At 38.1% G+C, this 13,105-nt stretch carries 12 protein-coding genes and 1 other RNA gene; 11 read left to right on the forward strand and 2 right to left on the reverse strand.

All coding sequences use genetic code 11. The annotated features are described in order from the left end of the window. The first annotated feature begins 210 nt into the window (after positions 1 to 210). From AB3I20_RS00270 to nth, 6 genes are all read left to right on the forward strand, one after another. Positions 211 to 1,563, forward strand: coding sequence for an NADH oxidase (locus AB3I20_RS00270; protein ID WP_067482316.1), 1,353 nt, complete (start codon positions 211 to 213; stop codon positions 1,561 to 1,563). A 147-nt stretch (positions 1,564 to 1,710) separates the two neighbouring features. Beyond that, entirely contained in the window at positions 1,711 to 1,992 is a 282-nt protein-coding gene (locus AB3I20_RS00275) for a DUF5960 family protein (RefSeq protein ID WP_095803679.1), read from the forward strand. Between the two features lie 259 nt (positions 1,993 to 2,251). Beyond that, positions 2,252 to 3,193, forward strand: coding sequence for a magnesium transporter CorA family protein (locus tag AB3I20_RS00280; protein WP_067482312.1), 942 nt, complete (start codon positions 2,252 to 2,254; stop codon positions 3,191 to 3,193). Positions 3,194 to 3,248: 55 nt separating this feature from the next. Beyond that, positions 3,249 to 4,142 (forward strand): SDR family oxidoreductase, encoded by an 894-nt coding sequence (locus AB3I20_RS00285; RefSeq protein WP_067482310.1) that lies wholly within the window; start codon positions 3,249 to 3,251, stop codon positions 4,140 to 4,142. Between the two features lie 191 nt (positions 4,143 to 4,333). Then, positions 4,334 to 5,053: a DnaD domain protein gene (locus AB3I20_RS00290; protein WP_071868979.1), complete on the forward strand. Its 720-nt coding sequence runs from the start codon at positions 4,334 to 4,336 to the stop codon at positions 5,051 to 5,053. 20 nt (positions 5,054 to 5,073) lie between these two features. Further along, positions 5,074 to 5,739, forward strand: coding sequence for an endonuclease III (gene nth, locus AB3I20_RS00295; protein ID WP_067482306.1), 666 nt, complete (start codon positions 5,074 to 5,076; stop codon positions 5,737 to 5,739). Between the two features lie 52 nt (positions 5,740 to 5,791). Here the strand turns inward: nth and AB3I20_RS00300 are convergent, their stop codons facing one another. Next, positions 5,792 to 8,125 (reverse strand): PBP1A family penicillin-binding protein, encoded by a 2,334-nt coding sequence (locus tag AB3I20_RS00300; RefSeq protein ID WP_368026789.1) that lies wholly within the window; start codon positions 8,123 to 8,125, stop codon positions 5,792 to 5,794. Then, positions 8,125 to 8,757 (reverse strand): Holliday junction resolvase RecU, encoded by a 633-nt coding sequence (gene recU / locus AB3I20_RS00305; RefSeq protein ID WP_095803677.1) that lies wholly within the window; start codon positions 8,755 to 8,757, stop codon positions 8,125 to 8,127. Before recU ends, AB3I20_RS00300 begins: the two co-directional genes overlap by 1 nt. A 63-nt stretch (positions 8,758 to 8,820) precedes the next feature. Here recU and AB3I20_RS00310 point away from each other — a divergent pair, with 63 nt between their 5' ends. From AB3I20_RS00310 to AB3I20_RS00330, 5 genes are all read left to right on the forward strand, one after another. Beyond that, positions 8,821 to 9,360, forward strand: coding sequence for a DUF1273 domain-containing protein (locus AB3I20_RS00310; protein WP_075491697.1), 540 nt, complete (start codon positions 8,821 to 8,823; stop codon positions 9,358 to 9,360). A 94-nt stretch (positions 9,361 to 9,454) separates the two neighbouring features. Then, positions 9,455 to 9,865, forward strand: a complete 411-nt coding sequence (gene gpsB / locus AB3I20_RS00315) for a cell division regulator GpsB (protein WP_067482295.1) — start codon at positions 9,455 to 9,457, stop codon at positions 9,863 to 9,865. Positions 9,866 to 9,881: 16 nt separating this feature from the next. After that, an RNA gene (gene rnpB / locus AB3I20_RS00320) (RNase P RNA component class B) lies at positions 9,882 to 10,249 on the forward strand. Between the two features lie 69 nt (positions 10,250 to 10,318). Next, positions 10,319 to 11,482, forward strand: coding sequence for a class I SAM-dependent RNA methyltransferase (locus AB3I20_RS00325; RefSeq protein WP_095803676.1), 1,164 nt, complete (start codon positions 10,319 to 10,321; stop codon positions 11,480 to 11,482). 38 nt (positions 11,483 to 11,520) lie between these two features. Continuing rightward, positions 11,521 to 13,017: a carboxypeptidase M32 gene (locus tag AB3I20_RS00330; protein WP_270346693.1), complete on the forward strand. Its 1,497-nt coding sequence runs from the start codon at positions 11,521 to 11,523 to the stop codon at positions 13,015 to 13,017. Positions 13,018 to 13,105 lie beyond the last annotated feature (88 nt).

Consider the following 13,105-nt stretch of genomic DNA (forward strand, 5'->3'; position numbering starts at 1 on the left):
TTTTTTTGCGCTTTCACAATCCTTTTTTTTGTGAAGTCTCAAACACTACGGCGCGAGGCTTTTTTTAACAGGTTTTCTTCCTGTTTCCTTTTAAAAAGTAAGCGAATTTTACCTTGTGAATTCACAAGCATAAAATTTCTGAATACGTTTTATTTTTGCTATAGTTAGCATTGTCAAAAGACAAAAAGTTTAGCAGGAAGAGGGATTACCATGAAAGTAGTTGTAATTGGCTGCACCCACGCTGGAACAGCAGCTGTAAAAAGTATTTTAAATAATCATCCAGAAGCAGAAGTAACAATTTATGAACGTAATGACAATATCTCATTCTTATCATGTGGGATTGCTTTGTATGTTGGAGGCGTAGTTAAAGATCCTGCTGGGTTGTTTTACTCAAATCCAGACGAACTTTCTGGGCTAGGTGCGACAGTCAAAATGGAACACAATGTTACAGATGTTGATACAGAAAATAAAACTGTAACTGCAGAAAATTTAAAGACTGGTGAAGTTGAAACAGTTTCTTATGACAAATTAGTTATGACAACAGGTTCATGGCCAATTATTCCGCCAATCAAAGGAATCGAATCAGAAAATATTTTACTATGTAAAAACTATAACCAAGCAAATGAAATTATTGCACAAGCTAAAGATGCAAAACGCGTCGTAATCGTTGGTGGAGGCTATATTGGAATCGAATTGGTTGAAGCTTTTGTTGAATCTGGAAAACAAGTAACTTTAATTGACGGGCTAGACCGTATTTTAAATAAATATTTGGATAAACCATTCACAGATGTTCTGGAAAAAGAATTGGTTGATCGTGGAGTAACTTTGGCTTTGGGTGAAAATGTATCAGAGTTTATCTCAGATGAAGAAGGCAAAGTAAAACAAGTCAAAACACCTAGTGAAACATTTGATGCTGATATGGTTATTTTATGTGTTGGTTTTAAACCAAATACAGAGTTGGTTGCTGGAAAAGTTGATACATTGCCAAACGGCGCAATCAAGGTCAATGAATATATGCAAACAAGTAACCCAGACATTTTTGCAGCCGGTGATTCAGCTGTTGTTCACTATAACCCTTCAAATACACAAAATTATATTCCATTGGCAACAAATGCCGTTCGCCAAGGTTTGTTGATTGGATATAACTTAACTGAAAATAAAATGCATTATCGTGGTACACAAGGAACATCAGGTTTATATCTATTTGGTTGGACAATTGGCTCAACTGGTGTAACACTTGAAAGTGCGCCATTAAATAATTTGGATGTTCATGCCACTTTATTTGAAGATAATTATCGTCCAGAGTTTATGCCAACAACTGAAAAAGTGTTGATGGAATTAGTTTATGAAAATGGGACAAATCGTATTGTTGGTGCACAATTTATGTCGAAATATGACATTACACAATCTGCTAATACATTGTCACTTGCTGTACAAAACAAAATGACAGTTGAAGATCTAGCATTATCTGATTTCTTCTTCCAACCACACTTTGATCGTCCTTGGAACTACTTGAACTTACTTGCACAAGCAGCTTTAGCTGAAATTGCAGAAAATAAATAAACAACGAACACGCCGACAAACAGTTGAAGAATTGTCGGCGTGTTTCTTTGTTCTGGGAGTGTTTGAAGGCTTCAAAAGTATAATTAGTTGTAATCTAGCGGATTTTTTGTGAAAATAAAGAAGGAGTTTAAATTGGAGGAATGTCAAATGGAAAAAGAATACTTTAACCAACAAGCAGCATTTTTAAAAGATTATCAAAAATTTGCAAAACAAAATAATGAAACAATTGATCAGTTAGCGGATCAAGTGATTGAAGAATTAAATAAGACACAAGCAGATCACTTCACCTTGGCCAAAGAAAATGCAGTGGATGGAAAGAGCCATTGTTTCCCATTTAGCCGTCGTGTGTATGCAGATGAAAATGATGGCACATTAAATACAAGTTATACGTATGAAGGTGAGCCTTACGTTTTAGAAACAGATGAATAATTAGAGCAAGGAAATAGTACGAAAGACCACATAGAACGATTCTATGTGGTCTTTTTACTTTACTAGCAAGAACTGTTCTATTTGCTAGTCGTAGACTGAAAGCTGTTAAGCATACTAACTATTTTTTTAGGACAAAACGAACTTAAATCAAATCCTTTGAATAAAAAAATTGGAACGTTTATCCTAATTATAGGGGGAGGAAACGAAACTGTTTCGTTTGAAAGAAAGACTGAAATAAATCACAAGGGAGGAAAAAAGAATGCCAAAGTATTACTTTATTGATAAACAGCACAAGGTAACGGAGGTGGATAAAGCCAAGAGCAATTGGCTAATCATTAATCATAGCGATGTAGTAACGATTGAAAACATCACACAAAAATATCAGTTACCTAAAGAAATCTTTATTGGCATTTCTTACCCTGAAGCGATTTCGAGAGTCGAGTATCTCCCTGGAACGAAGCTAGCTAATGCATTCTCACTGGTATTGCTTAACCTTTCCAGCAATAGTCAAAAAATCGAAGAGCGATTAACGCCAATTTCGTTTGTCGTTTCGGATGATTTACTGATTACTTGTGTCGAAAACGAAACGATGTTTATTGAAAGTTTAGTTGAAAAATATCAGACTGAACTGATTTCGTTTGAAAAAGTTATTGCATATACGATTTTGAATAGTTATATGCACTTTGTCAAAGAATTGAAAAAAATGAAGCAAGAAATTGATTCGCTAGATGAAGGCGCACGCAGGACCACTGAGAATGAGGAACTCTATAAACAAGCTGATTTAGAGCGTGCCATTGTTTATATCGACCATACATTACGAGATCAAAAAGAAACGCTGGATGAACTGTGGGAAGTGAATCATTTTGCGGAGAAGCTAGCTGACGATCAATTGCTTTATGATGTGAAACTAAGACAAAGACAGACGGAAAAAATGATTTCGATTTATCGCGATTTACTCGAAAGTATTGGGAATCTTTTCAGTGGGATGATGGATAATCACTTAAACCATTTGATGAAGTATCTTGATTCAGCAACCTTGGTCATCTCTGTTCCAGCAATGATTGCGGGAATCTGGGGGATGAATACAGGTGGACTACCGGGACGAAGTTCTGAATTAGGCTTTTTGCTGGTTTTAATTGGTTCTGCCGTAGCAACAGCTGCGGTCGCACTTCATTTACTGACGAAAGATTACACAAAGTAGTTAGGTATGAGTTGCTTTTTTTGAAGAAAAATTTATTTTAAATAGGAGGAATAGTATGACTGAACCAAAGTTAATAGATCCGCGAAAATTATACCATACGGAAAAATTTCCAAAGCAAGACCAAGATACACCAGCTCTCCAACAAAATATGAAACCTGTACCAGATTGCGGTGAAAAAACTTACAAAGGGGCCAATCAATTAGAAAATCGCCGTGTGCTGATTACTGGTGGGGATTCTGGTATTGGACGTGCTGTTGCTATTGCCTTTGCACGAGAAGGTGCAGATATCGCATTACAATTTTTTCCTGGAGAAGAAGATGATGCGAAGGAAGTTGCAATGCTAATTGAGAAAGCGGGTCGCAAAGTAGTACTGTTGCCTTTTGATTTGCGTGATGAGCAAGCACCTAAGGAAATCATTCGCCAAACAGTAGCTGAATTAGGTGGCATTGATACATTAATTCTAAACGCTGGGCAACAAATTTCTTGTTCATCCATTGAAGAATTGCCGATGCAACAAGTAAAAGATACCTTTATGGTAAATATCATTGCCATGTTTTCTTTGGTTAAAGAAGCAGTTCCTCATCTTCCAGCTGGAGGAGCTATTGTTAATACAACTTCTGTCCAGGCGACAAATCCAAGCGAACATCTACTTGATTACGCAGCTACTAAAGCTGCTATTGCGAATTTTACGATTGGCTTAGCGAAGCAGTTAGCGCCGAAAGGTATTCGGGTGAATGCTGTCGCTCCGGGACCAATTTGGACACCATTACAGCTTGATGAGGGGCAACCGAGCGAAGCTATCCCAGAATTTGGACAAGATAGCCTTTTAAAACGTGCAGGTCAGCCAGCCGAATTAGCACCAGTATATGTGTTTTTAGCCTCAAATAAAGCAAGTTATGTTACGGCACAAATTTATGGTGTAACTGGTGGCGAGGCAATCAACCTGTAAAAAACATGAATCATACTCTTTGTTCAGTGGGGATAAATGAGTGGGAGAGGGAGGCACCAAGAATCGTAAGGTAAAGATTCTTGGTGCCTTCCTTAGTCAGTTTATAACGAAGTCAAATCAAGAATCAATCAGGCAAACTTGCTTCACTTGCTCTTTTTCCGTATACTGATTTTGAAGCGGAGGAAAAGAACATGCTAAGTTTAACCAAATATCTACAATCAGGACAGACCACTATTTCTAATTTATTATTCGTAAATTACCGGAAAATGGGGTTAGAATCAGAAGAGTTTCTGTTTGTTTTGCAGTTGCACATGAAGCAACAAGAAGGAGACTCTTTTCCTGACTTACAGTTGATAGCAATCAACATGGGCTTGAAATCAGATCAGGTTTATCAAATTTTAAATCGATTGGTTAGTGGTGGCTTTATCGCAATTGAGACGATTACTGTTGATGGTAAAAAAGCGGATCAATACAATTTACTTCCGTTATATGAACGACTTGAAAAGTATTTAGATAGTCAAGCATCAAAAGCCAAAGAAAATCAACAAGAGCAAGAAATTCAATCGGTTTACCGTTCGTTTGAACAAGAATTTGGTCGGCCGTTGTCTGCAATCGAGTTCCAACGAATTGGTCAATGGTTAGAAGAAGATCACTATCAACCAGAAGTACTAAAGCTTGCTTTGCGTGAGGCAGTGTTGAACCAAGCGTATAGCTTTAACTATGTTGACCGAATTTTGTTATCTTGGGAACGAAAAAATTTGCGGACAAAGCAACAAGTTGAGGAAGAACAAAAACGACGTAAACAGCAATTATTACAAAAAGAAGTAGAACAATCTTCACAATCAGAGGATTTGCCTAAAGTTTCTTTGACAAATTGGTTGGAAGAAGAACTGAGAAACGAAACGAAGTAGAAAATGATGAGGAAGACAAGATGCTAAGTAAAGAAAATACAATGTTAGCGATTGAAGAAATGTACAAGATGTTTCCCGATGCACACGGGGAACTCGTTCATAAAAATCCTTTTGAATTATTGATTGCTGTGATTTTGAGTGCGCAAGCAACGGACGTTTCAGTAAATAAAGCAACACCGGGATTATTTCAAGCATTTCCTGATCCCGAAACACTGGCGCAGGCTTCTGTCGAAGAAATTATTCCAAAAATCAAAACGATTGGGCTGTATCGAAACAAAGCAAAGAATATAAAAGCTTGTGCGGAACAACTATTGGAGCGTTTCAATGGAAAAGTTCCTAGCACTCGAGAAGAACTGATGTCATTGCCTGGAGTGGGGCGTAAGACAGCTGACGTTGTGTTAGGTGATGCTTTTGGAATTCCAGCTATTGCGGTTGATACACATGTCGAGCGAGTTTCTAAACGATTGCGAATTTGTAAATTAAATGCAAGTGTACTTGAAGTGGAAGAAACTTTGATGCGAAAAGTGCCAGAAAATCTTTGGGTGAAAACACATCATACCATGATCTTTTTTGGTCGTTATCATTGCACAGCGAGAAATCCAAAGTGTGAAGTTTGTCCTTTGTTACCGATGTGCCAAGACGGAAAAATGCGGATGAAAGAAAAAGAAAAGGCCAGGACGAAATGACGTCCTGACCTTTTTTGTGTATTATGCTGCTCAATTAGTTATCAGTAAAAACTTATGAACTCGAACTAGCTTTTTCAGAGCGAGCGGCGTTTTCAGTATCACTTGTTGGTGGCTCAGTTGAAGGTGTTTCTGGTGATGTTTCTGATTCAACTGTCGATGAGCTGCTCGAACTTGAAGGCGCTGGTTCTACTGAAGAGCTAGAAGAGGAGCTGCTTTCAACCGTTGTTGAAGATTCTGTGCTTGACTCAACAGTGGTTGACGAAGTAGTGCTTGTTTCTGGTTCAACCGTTGAACTAGGTACTGGAACATTGGAAATTTTTGGTGCGCTGTAACTTGGTACAGTATACTGGTCTTTATAATAAAGTTCATTGTTTACACGAATCAAATCATTTGGCATGACCCAATCTTCGTTTGAAACATTGGCAGAAACATATTGCATCAATTCACGATAGACATCAGAAGCAACGTGTGATGAAGCATCAGTAACTGGTGTCATCTTCTCATTGTAGCCTGTCCAAACCGAAATCGCATAGTTTGGTGTATATCCAGCAAATAAAATATCAGGATAGACACCAGAAGAAAGACCAATTTTTGCGTATTCATCGTCTGTATAGTTAGATGTGCCAGTCTTACCAGCTTGGTATAAGCCGGGAATCTGAGCGTTAGTCCCAGTTCCTTTTGTCAAAGTGTCTTTCAAGATATCAGTTACCATGTAGGCAGTTTCTTCTGACATCGCTCTGGTTCCTTCAGGATCAAATGTTTCCTCTGTTCCGTCCTGATAGATTACTTTGTTGACGTATTGTGGTTTGTAGTAGGTACCACCGTTGGCTAAAGCTGCGTAAGCCGCCGCCATTTTTAAGGAAGAAGCACCATATTTTGTTCCGTCCTGCTCTTCTGTATTACTTGAAATGGCGTTTGATTGATGAATCGTACGGTAATCAATGCCAATACCGCTTAAGAAAGAAGCGACCTTGTCCGCACCAACTTCGTTAAAGAGTTTAACTGCCGGAACATTTCGTGAGTCGTATAGTGCTTGTCGTAAAGTGATTGTCCCCATGTAGCGGTTATCCCAGTTCATGACAGGCGTAGTTGTTCCTTCGTAGTTATAAGGAGCATCGGAAATCGTTTTGCCAGTAGAATATTTTAAATACTCAAAGGCAGGTGCATAATCCGTAATTGGCTTCATCGTTGAACCAAAATCACGTGATGTATTGACAGCCAGGTTGTTTCCAAGAGTAACGTCTTCAGCGACTTTTCGAGCACCGATTTGTGCTTTGACTTGTCCTGTTTTTGTGTCAATCAAAGTGGAAGCAACTTGCATTTGATCATCAGGATAAGTGACGTATTGATCGGTATTTACAATATTATATAGTTGTTTCTGAGCATCTAAATCAAGATTTGTGTAAATATCAAGACCATCGGTGTAAACATTCTTGTCTGTTTTTTCTTCGATCTCGTTGATTACTTCTTTTACATAGTTATCTACGATTTTTGTATTGTCATCGCCTGAAGATAATTCTTGCAGGCCATCTGTTACGGGCACATTTACTGCTTGATCGTACTCTGCTTGAGTGATTTTTTCGTTTTGCAGCATTGTGTAAAGGACAATATCACGGCGTTTTTTTGCTTGTTCAGGATAAGTATATGGATCATAAGCGGAAGGTGCTTGAGGCATCCCAGCTAGAAGCGCCGTTTGTGCTAACGATAACTCGGGTAATCTTTTTCCAAAGTACATTTCTGCGGCTGTTTCCATGCCATAAAAACCATTTGCCATATAGACTTTATTTACGTAGTAAGTCAGAATTTCTTCTTTTGATTTTTCTTGCTCTAGCTTGACAGCCATCCAAGCTTCTTGTGCTTTTCTCTTTAGCGTTTGATCTTCTGCTTTGGTTGAGAAGAAGGAAAGTTTGATCAATTGCTGAGTCAAAGTACTTCCGCCTTGTAGTCCGCCAGACGTAAAGTTTGATAACGCCGAACCCAGAATGCGGACAGGATCGACACCAATATGTTTGTAGAAACGACGATCCTCGACAGAAACGATGGCGTCTTGTAATTGCTGTGGCAATTCATTGGCGGTGATTTTTTCGCGTTTTTCTGCACCGAGATCCTCAAATAGTTCGCCGGTGGAAGTATAAAGCTTTGACGAAACAGTAGTGTCTAATTCTTTGTCAGTGAGGGCAGGGGCGTCTTTTGCATAAAACCAAAACAGACCAACACCAGATAAGAATAAGATACAACCAATAAAAACAAGACCAAGTAAGATTTTGACAATCAAATTTTTTCCGTTTTTTTGTTTACCAGAGCCATTTCCAGAACTTGATTTCGTTCCTTTTTTCTGGGGAGGACTTGCTTTTCTTCGCGAAGTTCTCGTTTGTTCATTTGCCATTAGTGCTTTTCTCCTTTTGATAATGATAGATAGCGATCGACGGCATCAAGATAAGGGACGCGTGGTAGGAAACCAGGGGTGATTTCAATGCCAAGTTCTTCAATCAATGCGAGTGGCAAAGACTTTCTACCACCATCTTTTTGTTGATACCAATAGTCAATCAGATGTGTACTATTTAAATAGAAGCAACGTTTTAGACTAGAAAACCATAGTAAAACAAAACAGATACCATCTTGTTTTAAACAAGACTCCATGTGTTTGATTTGATGTTCGTGAAAGTTGTTGAATGGAAAAGAGGTTTTATTTTTTGTCTCTTTCGCTTCAAAATCCAAATAGAAACCTCGATAGACACCGTTGTAATCTGTTGTCGAAGCTTGGGTAAAGTAAGCTTCCTTAATCACTGCGGCACTTCTTCGAGGGTAATCGACTTTAACGATTTGAATAGGTGTTGGTTTCTTGTGAACGACTGCCAAATTTTTTGACAGATAAAAGTTGTTGCTTTCATTGATAGCTTCTTCAAATGACATACCTCGGTTACCAAAAATAGTAGAAGAAGTTTTTTTTCCTTGAATTTTTGGTTTTGAAGAGGCATCCTTAGAATAAGGTTGGCCATTAGGGTAGCGTAAGACCATATTTAATCACACTCCTGCGCACATTATAGCAAAAAAAAGCAGAGAAAGAAAAGAAATCAGGCGGTGAATCAATTGAAAGTAATCTATGTTTCAGGCTATCGAAGCTTTGAACTGGGTGTTTTTCAGGAAAAGGATCCAAAAATCAAAGTTATTAAAAATGTTTTAAAAAAAGAAATTCGCCAATTAACGGAAGAAGGATTAGAGTGGGTGATTAGCAGTGGTAACCTTGGTGTTGAGTTATGGGTTACTGAAGTTGTAGCCGAATTGAAGCAAGAGTATCCTGAATTACATCTAGGAATTATTTATCCGTTTGCTGAATTTGGTAGTAATTGGAACGAAACAAATCAAGAAAAGAAAATGTTAGCGGAACAAGTGGCAGACTACGTTGAGTCGGTCAGTCATCTACCTTATAAAAATCCTAATCAATTAAAAAATCATACACAATTTCTACTTACACATACAGATGGTACTTTGTTGATCTATGACCCAGAATACATTGGAAAAACAGATTATTTTTTGCGTGATGCAAAAAAAATGCAAGAAGTTAAACCTTACGAGATTCATTTGATTAGCATGGATGATTTACAAAATTCTGTGGAATAAAAGAAGATAGTGTTTGATTTATAGTTATTTTTCCGATACAATGGGAAAAGTAGAAAAGTTATAATGTAAACGAGAATTAAATAGAGGTGTAAATATGGCGAATTTGATTTATAGTCCAAAAGACATTTTACAACAAGAATTCAAAACCAAAATGCGTGGATACGATCCGATTGAAGTCGACGAATTTTTGGACAATATTATTAAAGATTATGAAGCATACAGCAAAGAACTCCTTGCTTTACAAGAAGAAAATGATCGTTTGAGTGCTAAAGTTGCTCAACTATCAAAAACACAAGGAACACAAACTCGCGTGCAACCAACAGAAGCACCTAAGAGTACAGCAGTAACAAACTTTGATATTTTGAAACGTTTATCAAATCTTGAACGTGAAGTTTTTGGAAAAAAACTTGACCAAGCAACACCAGCTGCTTCTGCACAACCAAATGCAGGCAACTATACAAATGCAGATGCAAGTGATGACAACGAAAAAACACGTCAATTTTAATTAGTGAATTTTTGCGGTTTTCGGGTAATCGCGGTCTGACTTGATCAGGCTGAGGAAAGTCCATGCTCGCACAGACTGTGATGTCTGTAGTGTTCGTGCTTAGCGAAAAGATAAGCTAAGGTACTCTAAGGAGTAACGGCAGGAAAACGAGCTAAGGTTTCGACTATGCTTTAGTATCCTTGAAAGTGCCACAGTGACGAAGCGAATCGGGAAACTTATTCGGTGGAACGCGGTAAACCCCTCGAGCGAGCAACCCAAACAATGGTAGGGGCGCTTTTTGCTAGGAATCAGAACAAGGCAAAAGGGCAGGTAAACTGCAGATAGATGGTTACCCCTTTATTTCTTCTCCCTGGAGGAATAAAGGACAAAACATGGCTTACAGAAAATCGCAATAATCAGGGAATACCTTCCAACGATGTTGTGAAGGTTTTTTTTATAAATAAGGAGACTAGTATGGATAAAAATAGAAAATTTAACCTTGTAGCAACTGCCGCAAGCGGTTTAGAAGCTCTTGTTGGGAAAGAACTACGTGATTTAGGAATTGATTGTCAAGTGGAAAACGGTCGTGCGCGTTTTGAGGGCACGATGGAAACAATCGCAACAGCGAACTTATGGTTGCGTACAGCAGACCGTGTCAAAATCGTTGTAGGTGAGTTTGATGCATTTACGTTTGATGAATTATTTGAAAATGTGAAAGCTTTACCATGGGAAGATTTTTTACCTTTAGATGCAGAATTTCCAGTTGCTGGAAAATCGATTAAATCAAAACTATATAGTACACCAGATTGTCAAGCAATCACTAAGAAAGCAATTGTTGATCGTTTGCGTACGTATTATCACCGGCCAGCTTCTGTACCGTTGACAGAAACCGGTGCTCATTTTCAATTAGAAGTTGCTTTGCTGAAAGACCATGTGATGGTCACGTTAGATACGACAGGACCAAGTTTATTTAAACGTGGCTATCGTTTGGAAAAAGGTGGCGCACCATTAAAAGAAAATATGGCAGCTGCGCTAATCGCACTAACAACATGGCGTAAAGATCGTCCTTTTTATGATCCTGTTTGTGGTTCTGGAACTATTTGTATTGAGGCAGCCTTAATTGGACACAATATTGCACCAGGATTTAACCGTGAGTTTGTTTGTGAATCATGGGAATGGTTTGACAATAACATCATGGAAGAAGTACGTGCTGCAGCAGAAGAACAAGCTGATTACGATGTAGAACTAGATATTACTGGTTCAGATATCAATGGACGAATGATTGAAATCGCAAAAGCGAATGCGGAAGAAATTGGATTGGGTGAGTCAATTACCTTTAAGCAACAAGCGTTGAAAGATTTCAAGACGGATAAAGAATATGGCGTAATCGTTGCTAACCCACCGTATGGAGAACGCTTGGGTGAGGAAGAAACAGTTCGTAAGCTGTATCGAGAAATGGGTGACGTATTTAGACCATTGAAAACATGGAGTAAATACATCTTGACCAGTGATTTAGCATTTGAAGAATATTACGGACAAAAAGCAACAAAGAAACGTAAATTATATAACGGTGCTTTAAGAACTGATTTATTCCAGTACTGGGGAACACGTCCACCTCGTGCGAAAAAAGAAGATTAGAATTTGTTTTTAAATTTGGATTTTTGGAGGAATGACAGATGAAAGAAACAGAATTTTTACAAGAATTAAAAGAAATTAACCTTTTGCAACAAGCATTAGGTATTTTGGACTGGGATACACAGACAGGGATGCCTGAAAAAGCCAGTGAATACCGTAGTGCTGTTGACAGTTACTTGTACAGCCTTTACTTTGCGAAAAAAGTAGGACCTAAAATCGAGGAAGCACTTGCTTATTTTGGCGAGCATCCAGAAGAATTGTCTGAAGTAGGTCAAGCCGCATATCGAAAAGTGAAAGAAGACTTTGAACTAGAACATAATGTGCCTCAAGAATTGATGACAAAATATAGCGCAGCAATTTCTTCTGCGCATGGTCAATGGCAAAAATCACGAGAAACAAAACAGTTTGCTGATTTTGAATCAGCGTTGACACAAAATATTGAATTGACCAAAGAGCTGATTCCTTATTGGCAAAAAGATGAAAAGACGCCTTATGACGTGCTGTTGAATCAGTATGAACCAGGCATGACTGTTGAAATTCTAGACAAAGTATTTGCACAATTAAAAGATGGAATCATGTCTATTCGTGAAGAAATTAGTGAAAAAGGAACAGAACCTGAAACCAGTTTTCTTTCACGTAAAATGACGAAAGAACAACAAAAACGATTCGTTGTGTGCGTTATCGAACAATTAGGGTATGATTTCAGCCGAGGGCGTTTAGATGATACAATCCATCCATTTATGACCGGTATCAATCCCAATGATGCACGAATCACAACTCGTTGGAATGAACATGATTTTCAAATGGCTGTTTTTGGTGTTATCCATGAAGCAGGTCACGGAATGTATGAACAAGATATTGACGATAAATATGCGTATACACCCGTTTATCAAGGCGCTTCAATGGGCATTCATGAATCGCAATCTTTATTTAACGAAATTATTGTTGGAAGCAATCGAAGCTTCTGGGAAAAACAATATCCTTTCTTCCAAGAATGTGCAGAAGGGGCATTTGCTGATATTGCGTTTGCTGATTTCTACCGCTCATTGAAACGTACACGAGCAAGTTTGATTCGCATTGAGGCAGATAGTTTAACTTATCCTTTGCATATTATTATTCGTTACGAAATCGAAAAAATGATTTTCAATGAAAATTTAGCAATTGCTGAACTCCCAGAAGTCTGGAATCAAAAATACGAAGAATATTTAGGTGTTCGGCCAACCAATGATCTGGAAGGAATCCTTCAAGATGTCCACTGGTCAGGTGCAAGTTTTGGCTATTTCCCTTCATATGCTCTTGGGTACATGTATGCAGCGCAACTATTACATGCATTAGAAAAAGAATTGTCAATTGATGAGGTTTTAGCTTCAGATGACTATTCACCAATCAAGAAGTGGATGGAAAAACATATTCACCAATATGGGGCTTCAAGAAAACCAAACCAATTGATTCAGGATGCTACAAATGAACCACTAAATCCTAATTATTTGATTGAATATATGCGAAACCTATACTTCGACGTGTACCAAGTAAACTAAAACTGGAAGTCTGGAACATTGCTTCATTTGTTCCAGACTTTTTCTGTTCGATGAATTTGTTAAAAATGAGGAGAAATTTAATGTGGGG

Origin of the sequence: Enterococcus sp. C50, from assembly GCF_040887505.1 — a bacterium.
GTDB classification, from domain to species: Bacteria; Bacillota; Bacilli; order Lactobacillales; family Enterococcaceae; genus Enterococcus_B; species Enterococcus_B thailandicus.